We start from the raw sequence: 21696 nt of genomic DNA on the forward strand, positions 1-21696 counted from the left end.
GCCGGAAGCAGCTCGACAAAATTCCGCCCTCTGCGAGGGCGGCCCCTCCACCGCCTTCGGCGGTCCCCCTGCCCCAGCAAGCTGGGGGAGGAATTGGTAGCTGGTCTGGACACGCCCCACCCACTCCGCCACCTTCCCCCGATGCATCTGATCTCGACCGCGCGCCTGTTCGCGCTCGCCGCCCCGTTCCTCCTCGCCACCACCGCACTGGCCCAGCAGGCCCAGGACCCCGGCCCCAACGCCCCGGTCTCCTACGAGCTCAGCTTCGACAATGCCGCGCAGCGTGAGGCGCGGATCGCGGTCACCTATCGCGATCTCAAGCCCGGCGCGGTCGAGTTCCGCATGGCCCGCTCCTCCCCCGGCCGCTACGCGATCCATGAATTCGCCAAGAACGTCTATTCGGTCTCCGCCAAGGACGGCGCCGGCCGCACCCTCAAGATCGACCGCAGCGATCCCTATAGCTGGCGGGTCAGCGGCCATGACGGCACCGTCACCTTTTCCTACACCCTCTATGGCGACCGCGGCGACGGCACCTATAGCCAGATCGACCAGACCCACGCGCATCTCAACATGCCGGCGACGCTGATCTGGGCGGCGGGCTATGACGACCGCCCGATCCGCGTCACCTTCCGCCCGGCCGACCCGAAATGGAAGATCGCGACCCAGCTTGCCCCGGTCAGCGGCAGCGCCACCACCTTCTGGGCGCCGCATCTCCAGTATCTGCTCGACAGCCCGACCGAGCTGTCGGACCATCACTTACGCGAATGGACGATCAGCTCGGGCGGCAAGACCCAGACGATCCGCCTCGCCGTGCACAGCGCCGACACCCCCGAAACCATCGACGCCTATGCGGAGAAGGCCAAGAAGGTCGTCGCGGAGCAAATCCGCATCTTCGGCACCGCGCCGGATTTCGATTTCGGCACCTACACCTTCATCGCTGATTATGTGCCGCAGATCAGCGGCGACGGGATGGAGCATCGCAACTCCACCATCATCAGCCAGTCGCGCTCGCTGGCAGCGGGCAATTTCGCTCAACTCGGCACGCTCAGCCACGAGTTCATCCACGCCTGGAATGTGGAGCGGCTGCGCCCGGCCGAGCTGGAACCGTTCGACTTCACCCAGGCCGATCCGACGCCATCCCTGTGGTTCGCGGAAGGCTTCACCCAATATTACGGCCCGCTGGCGATCCGCCGCTCGGGCGAAATGCCGCTCGACGCCTATCTCGCCAGCCTCGGCGGGACGCTCGACTTCATCGTCAACAATTCCGCCCGCCGCTATGGCTCGCCACAGGAAATGAGCCTGCGCGCGCCGTTCGTCGACGCCGCCGCGTCGATCGACCCGGTGAATGAACGGATCTTCGCGTCCTACTATCCCTATGGCGCGGTCGTCGCGCTCGCGCTCGACCTGACCCTGCGCCAGCGCGGCAGCGATCTCGACGCCTATATGCGTCACCTGTGGCAGCGGAACGGCGCGGCGCAGCGCAACTTCGCGCCGGCCAAACCCTATACCCCCGCGGATCTCGAAGCGGGCCTTGCCGAACTCACTCGCGACCCGGCCTTCGCGAAGGCGTTCTTCGACGCGCATATCCGCGGCAGCGCCCTGCCCGATTTCGCGCCGTTGCTGGCCAAGGCGGGACTCGTGCTGCGCCCGGCCGACGCCAGCCGCGCCTGGATTGGTACGAGCAACGTCACCGGCGGCGGTGACGAGCCAGTCCGCCTCGGCGAAATCCCCGTCCCCGGCAGCCCGCTTTACGCCGCCGGCCTGACGCGCGGCGACACCATCACCGCGCTCGACGGCAAGCCGATCGCTACCCCCGCCGACTTCCGCACCGCGCTCGCCGCGCTCAAGCCCGGCCAGCCTGCCGCGATCACCTTCGCGACGCGCGCGGGACCGGGAAGCGCCACGCTCACCCCGCAGGCCGACCCGAAGCTGGCGATCATGGCGCTCGAAAGGACAGGCGGCACGCCGACCCCCGCACAAATCGCGTTCCGGCGGGCTTGGCTGGGCAGCGACTAGGCATCCCACTGTTGCGCGGCTGCGTCACCCTCGGTGCCAATCGGCGTCGGGGCGGCGATTTCCGCTGTCCTACAAGGCCCTGCTCTGCCATCCTCTCGGGACGACATGCGAAACGGAACCTCCGCGCTGCACACCGGTTCGGCCCATCATGGCCCGCTGTCGCCCCCACACGCGCATTTTTGTCAGAATCGTCAGGCAATGCTGACGCCGAACGATGCGCGCCATCGTGACAATCTATCCCGCGAAAGGACCGCATGAGCCGCAAGCCCGTCCCCGCCCAGCACGGCCAGCGCGCCCGCGTCGAGGTGAATTTCGACCGCCCGCAGCTGCTCCCGCAATTGTTCGGCGAATATGACAGCAACATCCTCACGCTCGAGGAGCGGCTCGGCGTCTATATCCATGCGCGCGGCCAGCGCGTGGTGATCGAGGGGAGCGCCGAGGCCGTCGCGCACGCCCGCGAAGTGCTCATCGAACTGCACAGCCGGGTGATCCGGGGCGAGGCGATCGACACCGGGCTGATCGACGCGGTGATCGCGATGGCGACCGAACCGATGCTGACCGGGATCGTCCGCGCGGAGAATGACGAGGGCACGGCCCCGCCCATCATGATCCGCACGCGCAACAAGACGATCGTCCCGCGCTCGCTGACCCAGACGACCTATATGCGCGCTTTGGTGTCCAACGACATCATCTTCGCACTCGGCCCGGCGGGCACCGGCAAGACCTATCTCGCGGTGGCGCAGGCGGTGGCACAGCTCATCACCGGGTCGGTCAAGCGCCTGATCCTCTCCCGCCCGGCGGTCGAGGCGGGCGAGCGGCTGGGCTTCCTCCCCGGCGACATGAAGGACAAGGTCGACCCCTATCTGCGCCCGCTCTACGACGCGCTCTATGACTGCCTGCCGGCCGAACAGGTCGAGCGGCGCATCGCATCGGGCGAGATCGAGATCGCCCCGATCGCCTTCATGCGCGGCCGCACCCTGGCCGACGCCTTCGTCATCCTGGACGAAGCGCAGAATACCACGCCGATGCAGATGAAGATGTTCCTCACCCGCTTCGGCCAGAACAGCCGCATGGTGGTGTGCGGCGACCCCAAGCAGACCGACCTGCCCGGCGGTCCCTCGGCGAGCGGCCTCAACGACGCGGTCAACAAACTGGAAGGGATCGAGGGCATGGCCTTTGTCCGCTTCGGCATCGGCGACGTCGTCCGCCACCCGATCGTCGGCCGCATCGTCGATGCGTATGAGAACGAGCATGCTTGACGTCGCCGTCCAGACCGAACCCGGCTGGCCCGAACGCGACTGGGACGCGATCGGCGCCAAGGCCGCTGCCGCCGCGGTCGCGCAGACCCCCTATGGCTATCTCGCCACCAGCGATGCGGCGATCGAGGTCGCGGTCCGCCTGACCGACGATGCCGAGGTGCATCAGCTCAACGCGCAATACCGGCAGAAGGACAAGCCGACCAACGTCCTGTCCTTTCCGATGATCGAACCCGACCTGATCGAATCGCTGACCCAGAACAGCGACGATGGCGAGGTGATCCTGGGCGACATCATCCTCGCGCATGGCGTCTGCGCGCGCGAGGCCGAGGAAAAGGGCTTCACGGTCGAGCAGCATGCCACGCACCTGATTGTCCACGGGGTGCTGCATTTGCTAGGTTACGACCATCAGGGGGATTCCGAAGCCGAAGCGATGGAGTCGATGGAGCGCGCCGCGCTCGCAACTCTGGGGATCCCTGACCCCTATCTGATACGCGAGGAATGAACGCCAACATGACGGACGGCCCCAGTAGCAACGGGAACGGCGACAGTAGTAGCGAAGGCGGAATATGGCGCGGCCTTCGCGCGCTGCTCTTCGGCGAAGAGCAGAACGAAACCCTGCGTGAGCGTATCGAGGACGCGATCGACGAGGCCGATGGCGACGGCAAGTCCGCCAAGGGCGACCTCTCGCCGCTCGAGCGCAAGATGCTCCGCAATCTCCTTCATTTCGGTGAGCGTGACGCGGGCGATGTCGGCGTGCCGCGTGCCGACATCATCGCGGTCGACGAAGCGACCAGCTTTGCCGAACTCGTCCAGATCTTTGCCGAAGCGGGGCATAGCCGTCTGCCCGTCTATCGCGAGAAGCTCGACCGCGTCATCGGTATGATCCACGTCAAGGACGTGTTCGCCGTCCTCGCCGCCGGCGCCGGGCCGCCCTCGAAGATCACCGATCTGATGCGCCAGCCGCTCTATGTCCCGCAATCGATGGGCACGCTCGACCTGCTCGCCCAGATGCAGGCGAGCCGCACGCACCTCGCCATCGTGCTCGACGAATATTCGGGGACCGAAGGGCTAATCACGATCGAGGATCTGGTCGAGGAAATCGTCGGCGAGATCGACGACGAGCATGACGACGCGCCCGAGGCTTTGTGGGTCCCGCTCGACAATGGCGGCTGGGACGCCGATGCCCGCGCCGAGCTGGAGGATGTCGCCGCGGCGATCGACCCCCGGCTGGGCGAGGTCGAGGAGGATATCGAGACGCTCGGCGGCCTCGCCTTCATCCTCGCCGGTCATGTGCCCGAAGCGGGCGAATGCCTGAAACACCCCAGCGGCTGGACGCTCGAAGTGCTCGAGGCCGACGCCACCCGCGTCCGCCGCCTGCGCCTGCACCCGCCCGAAGAATTAGCCGAAGTCGAGGATTAAACCAGTGCGCCGCAAACTCCTGATCGCCACCGCCGCCATCGTCGTCATCGGCGGCGGCACCTACTGGTTCGCGACGCGACCGGACGTCGCGCAGCTGAGCGTCGAGGCGACGAGCGGGGTGCGACCCAAGCTGGTCGATCCGCGCGAGCAGACGATCCCGACGGTCAAGATCGCCGAGGCGGTGGGCTGGCCCGCAGGCGCCAAGCCGGTCGCGGCCAAGGGGCTGGCGGTCAACGCCTTTGCCACCGGGCTCGATCATCCGCGCTGGCTCTATCGCCTGCCCAATGGCGATGTCCTGGTTGCCGAAAGCAACTCCCCACCGCGCGAGGAGGGGGGCATCACCAACTGGGTGATGAAGACGCTGATGAACCGCGCCGGCGCCGGTGTCCCTTCGGCGAACCGCATCACCCTGCTGCGCGACATGGATGGCGATGGCGTGGCGGAAGCGCGCTCGGTGCTGCTAACCGCCGACAATGGCCTCGATTCGCCCTTCGGCATGGTGTTGGTCGGGGAGACGCTGTACGTCGCAAATCACAACGCGCTGATCCGCTTCCCGTTCAAGCCGGGCGAAACCAAGATCACCGGCAAGGGCGAGAAGGTCGTCGACCTGCCCGGCGGCGGCAACCACTGGACTCGCGACGTGATCGCCGGGCCGGAGGGCAAGCTGCTGGTCAGCGTCGGTTCGGCATCGAACATCGCCGAAAAGGGCCTCGACGTCGAAAAGAACCGCGCAACGATCCTCGAGGTTGATCCGCAGACCAAGCGCTTCCGCATTTTTGCCGCGGGCTTGCGCAATCCCATCGGCCTGGCGCTGCACCCGGAAACCGGGCGGCTGTGGACCGTGGTGAATGAGCGCGACATGCTCGGGTCGGACGGTCCGCCCGATTATCTGACGCAAGTGACGCTCGGGCAGTTCTTTGGCTGGCCGTGGAATTACTGGGGCGGATATGTCGACAAGCGGGTCCAGCCCGAGCGGCCCGACCTGCGCGAATATAGCGCGCGTCCGAGCTACGCGATGGGCCCGCACACCGCGCCGCTCGGACTGACCTTTGCGACCGACATCAAGCTGGGCAGCGCGTTCGCCAAGGGCGCGTTCGTCGGCCTGCACGGATCGTGGAACCGCGTGCCTGCGTCTGGCTATAAGGTCGTGTTCGTGCCGTTCGGCGAGCGCGGGCTGCCGGTACCCGATGCCAAGCCGGTCGATGTCCTCACCGGCTTCCTCGACGCCAAGGGCAAGGCGCAGGGGCGCCCGGTCGGGGTGACGGCGGACCGCACCGGCGCGCTGCTGGTCGCGGACGATGTCGGCAACACGATCTGGCGGGTGAGCGCTCCGGCTCAGTAATCGGCGGCGGCGTAGGACAGGTCGGAATAGCCCGCCTCCTCGCCCCAGCCGGTGCCGGCCTCAGCCACCGCCTCGCTCGCACGCAGCTCGGCCTGGTAATCCGGTACTCCGCCGGACGGCGCGAGCGGGAGCATGCCGGTCACCGTATAATGCGCTGCGACCGTCCCGGCGCAGCTGCCCAGTCCACCGGTGGCAAGCAGTGCGATGGCAATCATCGGCCATGGGCGGGGCGATCGGTTCATCGCGTGTCTCCTCAAGGCAAAAAACCACGAGGCCGAAGCGCGGTTCCCTATTTCAGCAGCTTGGGCGCTTCCTGCAGCAACTTCTCGCGGATCTTGCCCGCGAACAGCGCCAGCATCGGCGGCAGGTCGACCTCGGCATGGACATGCGCGTCGTGGATCTCGAGCCGACTCGCAACGCTCTGCCCCAGCGCGCTGACGGTAAAGTGCAGCGTATCGCCGTCCCACCGCTCATCCACGGTACCACCGCCGGGGAACATCGACCCGATCTTGCCAACCCCGCCCGCAATCCGCGCCCGCGCCGCCTCACGGCCAAGCTTGTGCGGGATATCGACAATGACGGGTTCGGGCATGTTCATTCCTCAAGTGTACTGATCACATAATACGCGCCACGCTTGTATCTGTCACGGTCAGGCGCGATAGCTGCGGGCGATGTTCGTCCTGCCCCGTCCCCGCCTGATCGCGCTGCTGACCGGCGCCGTCTCCGCCGCCGCCTTTGCCCCGCTCGACTGGTGGGTGGTCGGCCTCGTCTGCTTCGCCATCCTGTTGCGCCTGACGCATGAGGCGCCGAGCCTGAAGCAGGCGCTGCTGCGCGGCTGGCTGTTCGGGCTTGGCCATTTCACCGTCGGCAACAACTGGATCCAGCACGCCTTCACCTATCAGGACAAGATGCCGGCCGAGCTCGGCTATGTCGCCGTGGTCCTGCTCGCGCTCTACCTCGCCATCTATCCGGCGCTGGCGATGGGGCTGGCGTGGCGATTCGGGCAGCGGCGCAAGCTCGATCTGCCCTTCGTGCTGGTCGCGGGCGCGGCGTGGATCGTGGCTGAATATCTGCGCGCGGTGCTGTTCACCGGCTATCCGTGGAACCCGCTCGGGGTGATCTGGCTGCCGGTCCCGGGCGTAGCGCAGACGGCGAGCTGGATCGGCACCTATGCGCTGTCGGGCCTTACGATCGTGGTCGCCGGCGCTCTGCTGCTCGCCAGCCAGCGACACTGGCGCTTCCCCGCCGGCATCGCGGTTGCGGTCGCTTTGCTGGCGCTCACCGGAATCGACATCCGCCAAACCCCGTCAGCGATCGAATCAGCCCGCCCGATCGTCCGCGTGCTCCAGCCCAATGTCGGGCAGGAGACGGTCCTCGACGGCAGTTATGCCGAGAAGGCGCTGAGCGAGCTGATCCGTCTGTCCAACGATACCGCCACCATTCTGCCCGGCGGCCCGGTTCCGCGCCTGATCGTCTGGCCCGAAGGGACGGTCGATTACTGGATCGAGGAGGGTTATCCCGCCGCCTGGTACGCGAAGAACGATCCCCGCACCGTCCGCCGGATGATCGTCCAGACGCTGGGGCCAAAGGATATCGCGCTGGTCGGCAGCACCGGGCTTTTGTTCAAGGGTGATACCAAGCTCGACGCGGCGACCAATTCGGTGTTCGCGATCGACGCCAGCGGAGCGATTCTGGGCCGCTACGACAAGGCGCATCTCGTCCCCTATGGCGAGTATCTGCCGATGCGCACGATCCTCGAGCCGCTCGGCCTGTCGCGGCTGGTGGCGGGCGAGATCGATTTCGAGCCCGGCCCCGGCCCGCAGACAATGACCGTCCCCGGCTTTGGCAAAGTGGGCATGCAGATCTGTTACGAGATCATCTTCTCGGGCCAGACGGTCGATGCGGCCAACCGCCCCGCGATCCTGTTCAACCCGTCCAACGACGCTTGGTTCGGCGCCTGGGGGCCGCCACAGCATCTGGCGCAGGCACGGATGCGCGCGATCGAAGAGGGACTGCCGATCCTGCGCGCCACGCCCACCGGCATCTCCGCGATCATCGACGCGCGCGGCGGAATCGTCGCCGCAGCGGGCATGGGCGAGGCGAAGGCGATCGAAGCGCCGATGCCGACCGCCCTGCCCCCGACCCTGTTCGCGCGCATCGGCAATCTTGCGGCGGCGCTCGTCGCGGCACTGCTGCTCGCCATCGCCATTGCCTTCCGCCGCTTCGCCCGCTAGGGCGGCGCGATATAAGGAAAGCTTTATATCTTTCCTTACCCCCAGCCGGGCATGGCAACGGCCCGGCCTTTTTTGAGGATAACCATGCGTTCCAGCTATCTCTTCACGTCCGAATCGGTTTCCGAAGGCCATCCGGACAAGGTTTCGGACCAGATTTCCGACGCTATCGTCGACCTGTTCCTGTCCAAGGACCCCGAAGCACGCATCGCGTGCGAAACGCTGACCACCACCCAGCTGGTCGTGCTCGCCGGTGAAATCCGCGGCAAGGGCATCATGGACGAAGCCGGCAACTGGGCACCCGGCGTCAAGGAAGAGGTCGAAAAGACCGTCCGCGACACCGTCAAGCGCATCGGGTACGAGCAGGACGGCTTCCACTGGGAGACGCTACGCTTCGAGAACAACCTGCATCCGCAGTCGGCGCATATCGCGCAGGGCGTCGATGCCGGCGACAACAAGGACGAAGGCGCGGGCGACCAGGGCATCATGTTCGGCTATGCCGCGAACGATACCCCGGACCTGATGCCGGCGACGCTCGACTATAGCCACAAGATCCTCGAGCGCATGGCCGCCGACCGCCATTCGGGCGCGGCCCCGTTCCTGGAGCCGGACGCAAAGAGCCAAGTCACGCTGCGTTACGAGGGCAGCAAGGCCGTTGCCTGCACCGCGATCGTCGTCTCGACCCAGCACGCCAAGGGCTATGACGAAGGTGAGAAGGAAGCCGAGCTCAAGGCCTATGTGAAGAAGGTCGTGGCCGACGTGATCCCGGCCGAGCTGCTGAGCGACGCGACCGAATATCACATCAACCCGACCGGCAGCTTCGAAATCGGCGGCCCGGACGGCGACGCCGGCCTGACCGGCCGCAAGATCATCGTCGACACCTATGGCGGCGCGGCTCCGCACGGCGGCGGCGCGTTCAGCGGCAAGGATCCGACCAAGGTCGATCGTTCGGCGGCGTACATCACCCGCTACCTCGCCAAGAACATCGTCGCGGCCGGCCTCGCCCAGCGCTGCACGATCCAGCTAGCGTACGCGATCGGCGTGAGCAAGCCGCTGTCGCTCTATGTCGACACGCACGGCACCGGCACCGTCGGTGACGACAAGATCGAGGAAGCGATCGGCAAGATCGAGAAGCTGGGCGGCCTGACCCCGCGTGGCATCCGCACGCATCTTGGCCTCAACAAGCCGATCTATGCGCGCACCGCCGCCTATGGCCATTTCGGCCGCAAGCCCGAGGGCGACTTCTTCCCGTGGGAGCGCACCGATCTGGTCGAGGATCTCAAGGCCGCTTTGGCCTGATCCAACGCGCCTGACGGCATCAAATCGGGCGGTGGTCTGCGGACTGCCGCCCTTTTTGTTTATGCCTCGCACGGCTAGCGTGAGGCGATGAAGACCCTCGCCGATCCGACCAGCATCCTTACGCGCGAACTGGCGGCGATCCGCACCGCATTCCAGGTGCCCGACGGCTTTCCGCCCGATGTCCTTGCAGCAGCGGAACGCGCGACGACCCGAACGCCAACCGATCACGCCGACTGGACCGGCCGCCCCTTCGTCACGCTCGATCCCGCCGGATCGACCGACCTCGATCAGGCATTCGCAATCGAGGCCGTCGGGGACACGTTCGTCCTGCATTATGCGATTGCGGATATCGGCTGGTTCGTCGATCCTGACGGCCCGATCGCCGACGAAGCGTGGCGGCGCGGCGAGACATTATATCTGCCCGATGGCAAGGCCAGCCTCTACCCGCCAATCCTGTCGCAGGGCGCGGCCAGCCTGCTGCCGGATGGCCCGTGCCCGGCAATCATATTCAGCATCCGGGTCGATGCGGAGGGTGCAGTGGCGCTCGACGCAGTGACCCGCGCGGTGATCCGCAGCCGCGCCAAGCTCGCTTATGCCAGCGTCACCGACGCCGACCTGCCCCCGGCCTTCACCGCGCTGACCGACCGGCTGATCCGGGCGGAGGCGGCGCGCGGGGCGGCGCGGATCGATCCCCCGGAGCAGGAAGTGGCGCATGACGCCGAGGGCCGCCTGACGCTGACCTTTCGCACCCGCCATGCCAGCGAGGACCGCAACGCCGCGCTCTCGCTCGCCTGCAATATGGCGGTGGCGCGCGTGTTGATGGCGCATGAAACCGGGCTGTTCAGGGTCATGGACGAGCCCGATGAGCGCGCCGTAGCCCGGCTCCGACTGACGGCGCGCGCGCTCGGCATCGATTGGCCGGGCAATGCGACGCTCACCCAGATCGAACGCACACGCGACCCGGCGAACCCGCGCCACGCCACGCTGATGCTGGCGATTCGCCGCGCAGGGAATGGTGCCAGCTATCGTGGCTTTGCCTCAGACGAGACGCCGTGGCACGCAGCCGTCGCCGCCCCCTATGCCCACGCCACCGCGCCGCTGCGTCGTCTGGCCGATCGCTATGTGGTCGAGGCGGCGCTGGCCGTCGCCAATGGCCGGGCGGTGCCGGCGCATGTCGCGGCGGCCTTGCCACGCCTGCCCAAGGTCATGGCCCGTGCCGATAGCCGTGCCGGCCAGATCGACCGCGCCGTGGTCGGCATGGCCGAGGCAGCTTTGCTGTCCGGCCGCGAAGGCGAGGTGTTCGACGCAGTGGTGACGGGCATCGAAGCGCGCGGCGCGGACATCCAGCTCTGCGACCTCCCCGTCACCGCCCGGCTCGATCCCGCCGGACTGGCCCCCGGCGACCGCATCGCCATCCGACTCACCGGCACCGACGTTGCCCGGCGCAGCGTCGCATTTACACTGATGCCCTGACCAAGCTACCGGACGAGCGACCGAATTCGGCGCGCTACGCAAAAATCCCTGGCGCAGTTAACCATCCGCCGCTTGCCCGTCCTAAGATGGGCGGGTGGAGACACTGATGCAGACCGAAACGACCCTTTCCCCGGCCATGGCCGAACCGGACTTCAACCTGACCATGGCGTTCCAGCCCGTCTGGGATGCCCGGCTGGGAGAGGTCTATGCCTATGAAGCGCTGGTGCGCGGACCCAAGGGCGAGTCTGCGCGCGAGGTGATCGATTCGATCCAGCCGGCCGACCGCTATGCATTCGACCAGCAATGCCGCGTTGCCGCGATCAAACAGGCGGTCGCCGCGGGCATCCTGAAGGTGCCTGCGCTGCTGTCGATCAACTTCTTCCCCGATGTCATCACCGATCCCTTTGCCGACAGTGCACGGACGATGCGCGTCGCCAAGGAAACCGGCCTGCCGCCCGAACGGCTGATGTTCGAATTTGCCGAGCATGACCGGCTCGACGGCTGCCGCATGGCCGAAACGATCGAGGCACATCGCAAGATGCACATGCAGACTGCGTTCGACGATTTCGGATCGGGCGATGTCGGGCTGGCGCTGCTGTCGCGGTTCACGCCCGACGCGATCAAGCTCGATCCCGTTCTGATTCGCGGCCTGTCGACCAGCTGGTCGCGCCGGCTGCTGGTCGAAAAGATGATCGAAATGGCGCGGTTGCGCGCGGTGCGGCTGATCGCGGAAGGCGTCGAAACCCGCGCCGATTACGACAAGCTGCTCGCGCTCGGCGTGCGCTATTTCCAGGGCTATTACATTGCGCGACCGCAGATCGGCGTGCTCGAGCAGCCCAAGCTGCGCCCGGCTGCCTGAAGCCGGTTGCCCGGTTCAGCAACGCTGAAACCTTGCCCCGTCCGATGTGCTGGGCCAAGGGGCTGGCGATGAACGATCCGAGTACGATCCGCCGCCTCTATGGCCGCGCCAAGGGACATAAGCTGCGCGCCGGTCAGCAGGCGCTGGTCGACGAAGCCTTGCCGCGCGTCGCGGTCCCCAGCGACGGTCCCCTCGATTCGATGCGACTGTTCGGGGACGATCGTCCGTTGGAGGTCGAAATCGGCTTTGGCGCGGGCGAGCATCTGGCGGGGCAGGCGGCAATGCGTCCGAACCACGGCTTTATCGGCTGCGAGCCCTTCCTGAACGGCGTGGTCGGCGCGCTGGGCCATATCCGCGATGACAGTCTTACCAATGTCCGGCTTCACATGGGCGACGCGCTGGATGTGATCGAGCGGTTGCCCGATGCCAGCCTCGACCGCGTCTATCTGCTCCACCCCGATCCCTGGCGCAAAGCGCGCCACGCCAAGCGCCGCATGGTCAATCATGGTCCGCTCGATCTGATCGCGGCGAAGCTCAAGCCCGGCGCGGAGTTCCGGCTGGGCACCGACGATCCGACCTATTGCCGCTGGTCGATGATGGTGATGAACCAGCGCCGCGATTTCGCGTGGCAGGCGCGCGTGGCGAAGGACTTCCTGACCCGCCCCGACGACTGGCCCGAGACGCGCTACGAGCGCAAGGCGCGGCGCCAGGGGCATGAGGTCTGGTATTTCCGCTATCTGCGGGTCTGAGCGCGCGCTTGACCCACGGCGTGCAGTCGTGGCACTGCGCGCGCTCACCCGGTGCGTCCGGGGCGCCTTTGACGGCGGCCATGCGGCCAGAGCGGGCGGGTATAGCACAATGGTAGTGCAGCAGCCTTCCAAGCTGAATACGCGGGTTCGATTCCCGCTACCCGCTCCAGCCGCTACATGATTCGGTAAATGTGCGGATTTACGGAGAGATCGCAACGCGATACCCGCGATGCGATTCGGGGGAATCTCACACATGGCGAAGTTCGGGGACTTGATCGCGTCCTATGGCCAGCCGCTCGCGCTGGTCGCGGTCCTTGCGGTGGTGATGCTTGCACTTGTCTGGCGCGCCCGCGAGCGGCGTATCCGGCGCGAGCAGCGGCGCGTGCGCAGGCTGGCGCGGCAGCGCGTGTGGGATTGGCTGATGCTGCGACCCCAAGTCCGGCGCCTGACCCATCAGCCCAAGGACGATCAGATCTGATCGCCGCGAGCCAAGATATGGTGGAAGGGACTGGATTCGAACCAGTGTACGGGAAACCCGGGCAGATTTACAGTCTGCTGCCTTTAACCACTCGGCCACCCTTCCATGCGGCACGCCGAAGCGAGTGCGCGCCAATGCCGAAGCGACGCGGCGCTGTCAACGCCTTGCGCAGCCGAATTGTGCCGCCTAGCGTTTCCCGATGAGTAAGGGACTTCGGCGCGGGCATCGCCCATCGGGCACTATGGGCAACAGCAACCGTCCCCGCTTCTGGGGCCGGCACGCCGTAATCGCGGCGCTGGCCAATCCCGAGCGGCGCGTGCGCAAGGTGTGGGGCACGCGGGAGGCGCTGGCGGCGCTGGAGCTGCCCCCGGTGCTTCCGATCACCTATGCCGATGTTGCCGATCTTGCGCGCATGGTGCCGTCCGACGCGCCGCATCAGGGCATCGTGATCGAGGTCGACCCGCTCGAGGAGATCTGGCTCGGCGACTTGCTGGAGCAGGGCGCGAATGACCGTCGCCCTTTGCTGGTGCTCGACCATGTCACCGATCCGCACAATGTCGGCGCGATCCTGCGCTCGGCCGCCGCGTTCGATGCGCTCGGCATCGTGACGCAGGACCGCCATGCCCCGCCCGAATCGGGAGCGCTGGCGCGCGCGGCATCGGGTGCGCTCGAGCTGGTGCCATGGGTGCGGGTGGTGAACCTCGCCCGTTCGCTCGACGAGATCGGCGAAGCGGGATTCTGGCGGATCGGCCTGGCGGGCGAGGCCAAGGGGACGCTGGCCGAAGTGATGGGCGACACCCGCCCCGCGCTGGTTCTCGGTGCCGAAGGTGAGGGGATGCGCCACAATACGGCGGCGCATTGCGACGAGCTTGCGCGCCTGCCCATTTCGCCGCGGGTCGAGAGCCTCAACGTATCCAACGCGGCAGCGATCGCGCTATACGCCGCCATCTCGCGCTGACCCGGATGGGCGCGCCAACGGGGAGTGAGGCGATGTTCGAACGGTTCAAGGGGATTGCGCTGGCGATTCTGGCCCCGGTGCTGCTGGTGGGCTGCGCCTTCAGCCCGGGCAAGTTCACCTCCACCCTCACCATCCTCGCGGATCGCAGCTTCACCTTCAGCTATCAGGGTGAGGTGATTGCAGTCGATCTCGCGAGCGAGATGGCCAAGGGCATGGGCGACGCGTTCAAAGGGCTGGGTGACGACGACGACAAGAAAAAGAAGACCACCACCGCCTGGCTGCGCGACGCCACCTGGCAGGACGAGGACGGTGCCGCCACGGACGGGGACAGCGCCAAGGACGATGCCGAGGAGGCGGCCAAGAAGGAGGCCAAGTTCAAGGCGATTGCGGAGGCGCTGACCAAGGAAGCCGGGTATCGCTCGGTCGTCTACAAGGGCGACGGCGTGTTCGTGGTGGACTACCAGATCAGCGGGGCACTGACCCATGGCTTCATGTGGCCGTTCAACGTCGATGCCGAGGTGATCTTCCCCTTCGTCGTGGTCGAACTGCGCGGCGCGGACATCGTGCGGGTCAAGGCGCCGGCATTCGGCGACAGCGATTCGGCGGGCAAGGGCAAGTCGGACGCGGCCAATGCCAAGCTCGACGGTACCTTCACCCTCATCACCGACGGCGAGCTGGTCAGCCAGAATAACGAGGACGGCGCAAAGACCGAGGGCAATCGCCGCACGATCACCTGGAAGGCGACCCCGCTGAGCAAGGACGCCCCGATGGCGGTGGTAAAGGTGGCGCCGAAATCCTGATCGGATTGCGGCGCCCCCCGCTTCAATCCTCGGCTGCGATCGTGACCTTCAGCCCGTCCAGCGCCGAGGTGAACTGGATCTGGCACGACAGGCGCGAGGTGTCGGTGCGGTCGGACGAGCTGTCGAGCAGATCGTTCTCATCCTCGCTCATCGGCGGCAGTTTGGCCGCAAATTCCGGATCGACATGGATGTGGCAGGTCGCGCACGAGCAGCAACCGCCGCACAGAGCGAGCAGTTCGTCGAACCCGTTGTCCCGGATCACTTCCATGACGCTCAGGCCCACTTCGCCCTCCACTTCGCGTTCTTCTCCTGCGCGCGTGACGACGATAAGCTTGGGCATGATCTTCTCCTCCGTATTTTGCGCCCATGCCGGGGATCGGCGCGGCTTTCAAGGATTCGAACGATGGGCCTGACCGCCGAACAGCTGCGCGAATCGCTCGATGCGATCGCCGCGCGTGAACCGCTGATCGCTGCGGCCGTCGCACGCGTGGGCTATCCCGAACCGCGCATCCGCGAACCGGGCTATGAGACACTGCTGCGCACGATCGTGGGGCAGCAGGTGAGCGTCGCGGCGGCCGCGTCGATCTGGACCAAGCTGGCGGCGGGCATTGGCGACCTGACTCAGCCCGACATCGTCGCCGCCGCGCCCGACGACGCGCTGCGCGCCGCCGGCCTGTCGCGGCAAAAGGCGAGCTATGCCAAGAGCCTGGCGGATGAGGTGTCGAGCGGGAGGCTCGACCTCGCCGCGCTGCCCGCCGATGACGAGGAGGCGATCGCGCAGCTGGTGCGCGTCAAGGGGATCGGGCGCTGGTCGGCCGAAATCTATCTGCTATTCGCCGAGGGTCGCCGCGACATCTGGCCCGCCGGCGATCTGGCGGTGCAGATCGAGGTCGGGCGGATCATGGGCCATGACGAGCGCCCGTCGGAAAAGCTGACCCGCGAGATTGCCGAGGCCTGGCGCCCGCATCGCGGCGCCGCCGCAATCCTCGCGTGGCACCATTACAAGGCGGATATGGCCGCGATCTAGATGAGCCTGCCGCCCTCGACGTGTAGCGCGCGGGGGCAGCGGGACAGGGTTTCCATGCGGTGCGCGACGATCAGGATCGTCGGGCGCGGTTCGAGCGCGGCGAGGCGGTCGAGCACCGCCTCCTCGCTCGCGGGATCGAGCGCGGCGGTGGCTTCGTCCAGGACCAGCAGGCGCGGGCAGCGCAGAATCGCGCGCGCAATCGCCAGCCGCTGACGCTCGCCGCCGGACAGCAGCGCGCCACGCTCGCCGATGATCGTGTCGAGACCGCGCGGCATGGCGGCGACCCGCTCGGCCGCACCGGCGATGGTCAGCGCCTCCATCAGCATCGCGTCATCGATCGCGCTGTCGCCCCAGTCGAGATTGCGGCGGACGGTATCGTGGAACAGGAATGCGTCCTGCGGGACATAGCCGATCGCCGCGCCCCAGCCGCCGGGAGGCAGCGCCACGCCACCCACCGTTACCGTCCCCGATTGCGGGACGAGCAGGCCGGAGATCAGGTCGATCAGCGTCGTCTTGCCACCGCCCGAAGGGCCGGCGATGCCGACCAGCTCGCCCTGACCGATCTCCAGCGACACATCGGCCAGCCCCGCGCCCGACGGATGGCGATAGCTGACCGAATCGAGCCTGATCGGACCCGGCGGGAGCGCGACCGCGCCACTGCGTGCGGCGTTCGCGTCGCCGAGCTCGGACAGTGCCGCCTGGACCGCGCCATAGCTGGCGCCTAGATGCAGCAGCTGCTGCGCCGATTGCTGCAGCTGCATCGCCAGCGGCGCCATGCGCGAAAAGATCAGCGCGAGGACAACCAATGTGGTCGGTGGCACCTGCAGCAGCACGCCGCCGGTCAGCACCCCCGCCGCGGCAAAGGCGGTGCCGATGCCGAACCAGGTCCGCGCCGTGGACTGGGCGACCATGAAGCCGCGCTGCTCCCCCGCTGCCGCGCGCTGCGCCGAATCGAATTCGGCCGCGAAGCCGAGGCTGGCATCCTGCGCCGCCGAGGCTTTGAGCCCGGCTAAGAACGAGGTGGAACTGCCCATCAGCGCGCGGTTCTTGTCGACCATGCGCGCGCCCAGTGCGGCGCTGTCGCCGCTGCGGCGATTGACCAGCAGCGCGAGCAAGCCGAGCCCACCGAGCGCGGCGATCGCGAACAGCGGTGCCAGCGCCAGCGCGACGAAAAGCTGGATGACGAGCATCGCGACCGCCACCAGCGACATCGAGATATAGTGCGAGGCGACGCCGATCCGCGCAATATCGCTGGTCAGCAGGCTGGTGATCCGGGCATGTTCAACCCCCGCCAACCGCTCCCACGGTGCCGATGCCAGCGCGTTGACCACCGTGCCGCGCAGATCGAGCGTATAAGCGGTCTGGACATCGAACAGCGTCATGTCGCGCTTGCGCAGCACCAGCGCGCGCACCACCATCACCGCCACGAACACCGCGACCAGCGCCGCGAGCCGCGCGTTCGGATCGCTGCCCAGCCAGCCGGGCAGCCAGACCAGCGCGCTGCCGGGCGCGACGATCAGCCCGATCAGGGGCACCAGCAGCGCCAGCCCCAGCCCCTCCAGCACCGCGCCCGCCGCGACCCAGAAGACGGCGACCGCTCCGCTGCGCCCCGCCTGACGAACCAGGCTGGCGGCAAAGGCGATCGTCTGCCGTCCGGCAGCGGCTGCGGTGGGCGGTGCGGAAGCGCTCATGCCGGTGCTTGTGCCGTGCTTTGCGCAAAGGGCAACCGACTTTGCGCGGCGCGGACTGGAAACCGGCGTTGCACTGCGCCAATAGGGGGCACGCCAACCGGAGATGAAGACCCATGAAGACCCGCGCCGCCGTCGCATTCGAGGCCAAGAAGCCGCTCGAGATCGTCGAGCTGGATCTGGAGGGGCCGAAAGCCGGCGAAGTGCTGGTCGAAATCATGGCGACCGGCATCTGCCACACCGACGCCTATACGCTCGACGGCTTCGACAGCGAGGGAATCTTCCCGAGCGTGCTGGGGCATGAGGGTGCAGGCATCGTGCGTGAGGTCGGCGCGGGGGTGACCAGCGTGACGCCGGGCGATCATGTCATCCCGCTCTACACGCCGGAATGCCGCCAGTGTAAGTCGTGCCTCAGCGGCAAGACCAATTTGTGCACCGCGATCCGCGCAACGCAGGGCAAGGGGCTGATGCCCGACGGCACCACGCGCTTTTCCTACAAGGGCCAGCCGATCTACCATTATATGGGCTGCTCGACCTTTTCGAACTTCACCGTGTTGCCCGAGATCGCGGTCGCGAAGATCCGCGAGGACGCGCCGTTCCAGACCAGCTGCTATATCGGCTGCGGCGTCACCACCGGGGTCGGCGCGGTGATCAACACCGCCAAGGTGCAGGTCGGCGACAATGTCGTCGTGTTCGGCCTTGGCGGCATCGGCCTCAACGTCATTCAGGGCGCGCGGCTGGCTGGCGCCAACCAGATCATCGGCGTCGACATCAACCCAGACCGGGAGGAATGGGGCCGCAAGTTCGGGATGACGGACTTCCTCAATTCGAAGGGCATGAGCCGCGAGGATGTGGTGGCGCGGATCGTCGCGATGACCGATGGCGGCGCCGACTATACGTTCGACGCGACCGGCAACACCGATGTGATGCGCATCGCGCTGGAGGCGTGCCATCGCGGCTGGGGAACCAGCATCATCATCGGCGTGGCCGAGGCGGGCAAGGAAATCGCCACCCGCCCGTTCCAGCTGGTCACCGGCCGCAACTGGCGCGGCACTGCGTTCGGCGGGGCAAAGGGCCGCACCGACGTGCCCAAGATCGTCGACATGTACATGACCGGCAAGATCGAGATCGACCCGATGATCACCCATGTCATGGGGCTGGAGGATATCAACAAGGGGTTCGACCTGATGCATGCGGGCGAGAGCATCCGCAGCGTCGTCGTGTTCTGAAATCACACCAGGGGAGAGGAAGCCATGTTCAGCCACATCATGCTGGGTGCCAACGACATCGATGCGTCCAAGGCATTTTACGACGCGACGCTGGGCGCATTGGGCGCCCGCGCCGGGAGCGTCGATCCCAAGGGCCGCGCCTTCTACATGCACAATGGCGGCATTTTCATGCTGAGCAAGCCGCTGGACGGTCAGCCCGCCTGCCACGCCAATGGCGGCACGGTCGGCTTTGCCGCGACCAGCCCGGAGATGGTCGATGCCTGGCACGCTGCCGGCCTTGCCCATGGCGGCACTGCGATCGAAGACCCGCCCGGCATTCGTGAAAATGCGTTCGGCGCGCTCTACCTCGCCTATCTGCGCGATCCGGCGGGGAACAAGGTCTGCGCGATGTATCGCGTCCCCAAGGCGGGCTGAGGGCGGATGGGGATGGAGACGGTTTCGACCAATCGCGCACATGGCGGGACGCAGGGCGTGTATCGGCACGACGCGACCGCGACCGGCACGCCGATGACCTTTTCGGTGTTCGTCCCCGACCATGAAGAGGGCGCGAAGCTGCCGGTTTTGTGGTACCTCTCCGGCCTCACCTGCACCCATGCCAATGTCACCGAAAAGGGCGAGTATCGCGCGGCCTGTGCCGAACATGGCGTGATCTTCATCGCGCCCGACACCTCGCCGCGCGGTGACGATGTGCCGGATGACGACGCCTATGATTTCGGCAAGGGCGCGGGATTTTATGTCGATGCGACCGAAGAACCCTGGGCCGCGAATTTCCGGATGCGGTCCTATATCGAGGACGAGCTGCCCGGCCTGATCCTGCGGGAATTTCCGATGGCGGACATGGGGCGGCAGGGGATCACCGGCCATTCGATGGGCGGACATGGCGCGCTGACCATCGCGCTGCGCAACCCGGATCGCTTCCGCTCGGTCAGCGCCTTCGCGCCGATCGTCGCGCCGTCGCAATGCCCGTGGGGCGAGAAGGCGCTGGGCGGCTATCTGGGGCAGGATCGGGCGGCGTGGCGATTGCACGATGCCGTGGCACTGATCGAGGACGGGGCGCGGCTGCCCGAATTGCTGGTCGATCAGGGGGACGCCGATGCCATCCTGACCGAACAGTTGAAGCCCGAACTGCTGGCGGAGGCATGCCGGGACGCCGGCATCGCCCTCACGCTGCGGATGCAGCCAGGGTACGACCATAGCTATTACTTCATCTCCAGCTTCATGGCCGGCCAAGTCGCCTGGCACGCCGATCGGCTGAAGCGGTGACGCAGCGGTTCGACGCGGTCGTCATCGGGGCGGGGCATAACGGGCTGACCTGTGCCTTCTATCTCGCCCGTGCCGGCCTGAAGGTTTGCGTGGTCGAGCGGCGCGACGTGGTCGGCGGGGCGGCGGTGACCGAGGAGTTCCATCCCGGCTTCCGCAACTCCGCGGCGAGCTACACCGTCAGCCTGCTGCAACCCAAGGTCATCGCCGACATGAAGCTGGTCGAGCGCGGCTATCGGGTGATCGAGCGGCCGGTGTCGAACTTCTTTCCGCTCGACGGCGATTATCTGAAGCTCGGCGGAGGGGCGGAGCGGACCAGGGCCGAATTTGCGCGCTTCTCGGCCAAGGATGCGGCGGCGCTCGATGGCTATGAGGCGGCGCTGGAGCGGGTCGCGGACCTGTTGCGGAGCATGGCGCTGAAGACTCCACCCAATGCCGGGGGCGGGGTCACGGCGTTGCTGGCGGCGGCGGCCCAGGGGCGGCAAGTTGCGGCGCTGCCGATCGAGGGGCAGCGGGATGCGCTGGCCCTCTTCGTCCAGTCGGCGCGCGAATTTCTCGACCAGTGGTTCGAGAATGATCACGTCAAGGCTGCGTTCGCCTTCGATGCGGTGGTCGGCAACTATGCCGGGCCGTCGGCACCCGGCTCGGCCTATGTCCTGCTGCACCATGTGTTCGGCGAGGTGAACGGCAAGAAGGGGGCGTGGGGCCATCCGGTCGGGGGGATGGGCAGCATCACCCGGATGATGGCCGAAGCGGCGGCACAGGCCGGGGCGGTGATCCGGCTGGAGGAACCGGTCGACCGGGTGCTGACCGACAAGGGTCGCGCCGTCGGGGTGCGGCTGAGCAGCGGCGAGGAGATTGCGGCCAAGACCGTGGTCGCCAATGTCGGGCCTGCCCTGCTGTTCCGTCACCTGGTCGATCCCTCCGATTTGCCGCAGGATTTCCGGCGGCGGATCAATGGCTTCAAGACGGGGTCGGGCAGCTTCCGGATGAACGTCGCCCTCTCCGAACTTCCCGATTTCACCGTCCTTCCCGGCACGGATGCCGAACATCATCGCAGCGGCATCATCATCGCGCCGACCATGGATTACATGGACAAGGCGCATGAGGACGCGGTCCGCTATGGCTGGTCCAACGCGCCGGTGGTGGAGATGACCATTCCCTCCACCGTCGATTCCACCCTCGCGCCGCCGGGCTGCCATGTCGCCAGCCTGTTCTGCCAGCAGTTCGCCCCCACTTTGCCCAATGGCCGCAGCTGGGACGATGAGCGCGAGGCGGCGGCGGACGACATTATCGACACGGTGACGCAGCACGCCCCCAATTTCCGCGACTCGATCATCGCCACCCAGATCCACTCCCCCACCGACCTCGAACGCAAGTTCGGGCTGGTCGATGGCGACATCTTTCACGGTCGCATGTCGCTCGACCAGTTGTGGGCGGCGCGGCCGGTGTTGGGGCATGGCGACTATCGCAGCCCGATCAGCGGCCTGTATCTGTGCGGCGCGGGCACCCATCCCGGCGGCGGGGTGACCGGTGCGCCGGGGCATAATGCAGCGCGGGAAATCCTGAAGGACCGCAGCGTGTTGGGAAGATTGCTGCGGAAATAGCC

General features: G+C 67.0%; 22 protein-coding genes and 2 tRNA genes. 19 read left to right on the top strand and 5 right to left on the bottom strand.

The genetic code is table 11. The features are described 5' to 3' along the window. Window positions 1–141: 141 nt before the first annotated feature. The 5 genes from AX681_RS14560 to AX681_RS14580 all read left to right on the top strand — a co-directional run bounded on the left by AX681_RS14560 (window position 142) and on the right by AX681_RS14580 (window position 6036). A complete protein-coding gene (locus AX681_RS14560) occupies window positions 142–2016 on the top strand; it encodes a M61 family metallopeptidase (protein WP_066662047.1) in 1875 nt (624 codons plus the stop codon). Between the two features lie 254 nt (window positions 2017–2270). Further along, complete coding sequence (locus tag AX681_RS14565) at window positions 2271–3275, top strand: PhoH family protein (RefSeq protein ID WP_066662040.1); 1005 nt, start codon at window positions 2271–2273, stop codon at window positions 3273–3275. After that, window positions 3268–3777 (top strand): rRNA maturation RNase YbeY, encoded by a 510-nt coding sequence (gene ybeY, locus AX681_RS14570; RefSeq protein ID WP_066662038.1) that lies wholly within the window; start codon window positions 3268–3270, stop codon window positions 3775–3777. Before AX681_RS14565 ends, ybeY begins: the two co-directional genes overlap by 8 nt. Before the next feature lie 8 nt (window positions 3778–3785). Beyond that, window positions 3786–4694 carry a hemolysin family protein gene (locus AX681_RS14575; protein WP_066662059.1) on the top strand — a complete coding sequence of 303 codons (909 nt, stop codon included), beginning with the start codon at window positions 3786–3788 and terminating at the stop codon, window positions 4692–4694. Between the two features lie 4 nt (window positions 4695–4698). Further along, window positions 4699–6036, top strand: a complete 1338-nt coding sequence (locus AX681_RS14580) for a PQQ-dependent sugar dehydrogenase (protein WP_066662035.1) — start codon at window positions 4699–4701, stop codon at window positions 6034–6036. On the opposite strand, the gene AX681_RS14585 is transcribed toward AX681_RS14580, so the two are convergent. Both AX681_RS14585 and AX681_RS14590 read right to left on the bottom strand, forming a co-directional pair. Continuing rightward, entirely contained in the window at window positions 6030–6278 is a 249-nt protein-coding gene (locus AX681_RS14585; RefSeq protein WP_156442826.1) for a hypothetical protein, read from the bottom strand. The genes AX681_RS14580 and AX681_RS14585 overlap by 7 nt on opposite strands. A gap of 47 nt (window positions 6279–6325) precedes the next feature. Next, entirely contained in the window at window positions 6326–6628 is a 303-nt protein-coding gene (locus AX681_RS14590) for a polyhydroxyalkanoic acid system family protein (RefSeq protein ID WP_066662057.1), read from the bottom strand. Between the two features lie 79 nt (window positions 6629–6707). Between AX681_RS14590 and lnt the strand changes: the two genes are divergently transcribed. From lnt to AX681_RS14625, 7 genes are all read left to right on the top strand, one after another. After that, window positions 6708–8270, top strand: a complete 1563-nt coding sequence (gene lnt / locus AX681_RS14595) for an apolipoprotein N-acyltransferase (protein WP_066662030.1) — start codon at window positions 6708–6710, stop codon at window positions 8268–8270. Window positions 8271–8354: 84 nt separating this feature from the next. Continuing rightward, entirely contained in the window at window positions 8355–9566 is a 1212-nt protein-coding gene (gene metK, locus AX681_RS14600) for a methionine adenosyltransferase (RefSeq protein WP_066662029.1), read from the top strand. A gap of 87 nt (window positions 9567–9653) precedes the next feature. Further along, complete coding sequence (locus tag AX681_RS14605; RefSeq protein ID WP_066662027.1) at window positions 9654–11039, top strand: RNB domain-containing ribonuclease; 1386 nt, start codon at window positions 9654–9656, stop codon at window positions 11037–11039. A gap of 106 nt (window positions 11040–11145) precedes the next feature. Then, entirely contained in the window at window positions 11146–11898 is a 753-nt protein-coding gene (locus tag AX681_RS14610) for an EAL domain-containing protein (RefSeq protein WP_231733783.1), read from the top strand. 68 nt (window positions 11899–11966) lie between these two features. Continuing rightward, on the top strand, window positions 11967–12647 hold the full coding sequence (gene trmB, locus AX681_RS14615; RefSeq protein WP_066662049.1) for a tRNA (guanine(46)-N(7))-methyltransferase TrmB: 681 nt from the start codon (window positions 11967–11969) through the stop codon (window positions 12645–12647). A gap of 95 nt (window positions 12648–12742) precedes the next feature. Then, window positions 12743–12816 (top strand) — tRNA-Gly (locus tag AX681_RS14620). A gap of 84 nt (window positions 12817–12900) precedes the next feature. Next, window positions 12901–13125 carry a hypothetical protein gene (locus AX681_RS14625; RefSeq protein WP_066662023.1) on the top strand — a complete coding sequence of 75 codons (225 nt, stop codon included), beginning with the start codon at window positions 12901–12903 and terminating at the stop codon, window positions 13123–13125. An 18-nt stretch (window positions 13126–13143) separates the two neighbouring features. Here the strand turns inward: AX681_RS14625 and AX681_RS14630 are convergent. Beyond that, window positions 13144–13230, bottom strand: a tRNA-Tyr gene (locus AX681_RS14630). Between the two features lie 94 nt (window positions 13231–13324). On the opposite strand from AX681_RS14630, the gene rlmB reads away from it, so the two are divergent. Beyond that, entirely contained in the window at window positions 13325–14083 is a 759-nt protein-coding gene (rlmB, locus tag AX681_RS14635) for a 23S rRNA (guanosine(2251)-2'-O)-methyltransferase RlmB (RefSeq protein ID WP_066662016.1), read from the top strand. Between the two features lie 32 nt (window positions 14084–14115). Continuing rightward, window positions 14116–14883, top strand: a complete 768-nt coding sequence (locus AX681_RS14640) for a hypothetical protein (protein ID WP_066662015.1) — start codon at window positions 14116–14118, stop codon at window positions 14881–14883. A 22-nt stretch (window positions 14884–14905) separates the two neighbouring features. Here AX681_RS14640 and AX681_RS14645 read toward each other — a convergent pair whose 3' ends face one another. After that, a complete protein-coding gene (locus AX681_RS14645) occupies window positions 14906–15223 on the bottom strand; it encodes a 2Fe-2S iron-sulfur cluster-binding protein (protein ID WP_066682426.1) in 318 nt (105 codons plus the stop codon). Between the two features lie 63 nt (window positions 15224–15286). Here AX681_RS14645 and AX681_RS14650 point away from each other — a divergent pair, with 63 nt between their 5' ends. Beyond that, window positions 15287–15910 (top strand): DNA-3-methyladenine glycosylase family protein, encoded by a 624-nt coding sequence (locus tag AX681_RS14650; RefSeq protein ID WP_066659289.1) that lies wholly within the window; start codon window positions 15287–15289, stop codon window positions 15908–15910. Here AX681_RS14650 and AX681_RS14655 read toward each other — a convergent pair. Continuing rightward, a complete protein-coding gene (locus AX681_RS14655; RefSeq protein WP_066682427.1) occupies window positions 15907–17601 on the bottom strand; it encodes an ABC transporter ATP-binding protein in 1695 nt (564 codons plus the stop codon). The genes AX681_RS14650 and AX681_RS14655 overlap by 4 nt on opposite strands. Before the next feature lie 113 nt (window positions 17602–17714). Between AX681_RS14655 and AX681_RS14660 the strand changes: the two genes are divergently transcribed. The 4 genes from AX681_RS14660 to AX681_RS14675 are packed head-to-tail and all read left to right on the top strand — an operon-like array spanning window position 17715 to window position 21694. Next, window positions 17715–18827, top strand: a complete 1113-nt coding sequence (locus tag AX681_RS14660; protein ID WP_066658181.1) for an S-(hydroxymethyl)glutathione dehydrogenase/class III alcohol dehydrogenase — start codon at window positions 17715–17717, stop codon at window positions 18825–18827. A 24-nt stretch (window positions 18828–18851) separates the two neighbouring features. After that, a complete protein-coding gene (locus AX681_RS14665; protein ID WP_066658178.1) occupies window positions 18852–19241 on the top strand; it encodes a VOC family protein in 390 nt (129 codons plus the stop codon). Between the two features lie 6 nt (window positions 19242–19247). Then, window positions 19248–20090, top strand: coding sequence for an S-formylglutathione hydrolase (gene fghA / locus AX681_RS14670; RefSeq protein ID WP_066658175.1), 843 nt, complete (start codon window positions 19248–19250; stop codon window positions 20088–20090). Then, on the top strand, window positions 20087–21694 hold the full coding sequence (locus AX681_RS14675; RefSeq protein ID WP_066682432.1) for a phytoene desaturase family protein: 1608 nt from the start codon (window positions 20087–20089) through the stop codon (window positions 21692–21694). The genes fghA and AX681_RS14675 overlap by 4 nt, the downstream gene beginning before the upstream one ends. The last annotated feature ends 2 nt before the right edge of the window (window positions 21695–21696 follow it).

This window comes from Sphingomonas sp. CCH9-E2 (assembly GCF_001557215.1).
Lineage (GTDB): Bacteria > Pseudomonadota > Alphaproteobacteria > Sphingomonadales > Sphingomonadaceae > Sphingomonas.

Excerpts from the sequence above, each read along its gene's own strand:
- AX681_RS14655 (WP_066682427.1), bottom strand. The coding sequence starts at position 17,601 with ATGAGCGCTTCCGCACCGCCCACCGCAGCCGCTGCCGGACGGCAGACG.
- ybeY (WP_066662038.1), top strand. The coding sequence starts at position 3,268 with ATGCTTGACGTCGCCGTCCAGACCGAACCCGGCTGGCCCGAACGCGAC.
- AX681_RS14665 (WP_066658178.1), top strand. The coding sequence starts at position 18,852 with ATGTTCAGCCACATCATGCTGGGTGCCAACGACATCGATGCGTCCAAG.
- AX681_RS14660 (WP_066658181.1), top strand. The coding sequence starts at position 17,715 with ATGAAGACCCGCGCCGCCGTCGCATTCGAGGCCAAGAAGCCGCTCGAG.
- AX681_RS14605 (WP_066662027.1), top strand. The coding sequence starts at position 9,654 with ATGAAGACCCTCGCCGATCCGACCAGCATCCTTACGCGCGAACTGGCG.
- AX681_RS14625 (WP_066662023.1), top strand. The coding sequence starts at position 12,901 with ATGGCGAAGTTCGGGGACTTGATCGCGTCCTATGGCCAGCCGCTCGCG.
- AX681_RS14565 (WP_066662040.1), top strand. The coding sequence starts at position 2,271 with ATGAGCCGCAAGCCCGTCCCCGCCCAGCACGGCCAGCGCGCCCGCGTC.
- AX681_RS14575 (WP_066662059.1), top strand. The coding sequence starts at position 3,786 with ATGACGGACGGCCCCAGTAGCAACGGGAACGGCGACAGTAGTAGCGAA.
- trmB (WP_066662049.1), top strand. The coding sequence starts at position 11,967 with ATGAACGATCCGAGTACGATCCGCCGCCTCTATGGCCGCGCCAAGGGA.
- AX681_RS14650 (WP_066659289.1), top strand. The coding sequence starts at position 15,287 with ATGGGCCTGACCGCCGAACAGCTGCGCGAATCGCTCGATGCGATCGCC.
- rlmB (WP_066662016.1), top strand. The coding sequence starts at position 13,325 with ATGAGTAAGGGACTTCGGCGCGGGCATCGCCCATCGGGCACTATGGGC.
- AX681_RS14645 (WP_066682426.1), bottom strand. The coding sequence starts at position 15,223 with ATGCCCAAGCTTATCGTCGTCACGCGCGCAGGAGAAGAACGCGAAGTG.
- AX681_RS14590 (WP_066662057.1), bottom strand. The coding sequence starts at position 6,628 with ATGCCCGAACCCGTCATTGTCGATATCCCGCACAAGCTTGGCCGTGAG.
- AX681_RS14560 (WP_066662047.1), top strand. The coding sequence starts at position 142 with ATGCATCTGATCTCGACCGCGCGCCTGTTCGCGCTCGCCGCCCCGTTC.
- AX681_RS14610 (WP_231733783.1), top strand. The coding sequence starts at position 11,146 with ATGCAGACCGAAACGACCCTTTCCCCGGCCATGGCCGAACCGGACTTC.
- AX681_RS14640 (WP_066662015.1), top strand. The coding sequence starts at position 14,116 with ATGTTCGAACGGTTCAAGGGGATTGCGCTGGCGATTCTGGCCCCGGTG.
- lnt (WP_066662030.1), top strand. The coding sequence starts at position 6,708 with ATGTTCGTCCTGCCCCGTCCCCGCCTGATCGCGCTGCTGACCGGCGCC.
- AX681_RS14585 (WP_156442826.1), bottom strand. The coding sequence starts at position 6,278 with ATGAACCGATCGCCCCGCCCATGGCCGATGATTGCCATCGCACTGCTT.
- fghA (WP_066658175.1), top strand. The coding sequence starts at position 19,248 with ATGGGGATGGAGACGGTTTCGACCAATCGCGCACATGGCGGGACGCAG.
- metK (WP_066662029.1), top strand. The coding sequence starts at position 8,355 with ATGCGTTCCAGCTATCTCTTCACGTCCGAATCGGTTTCCGAAGGCCAT.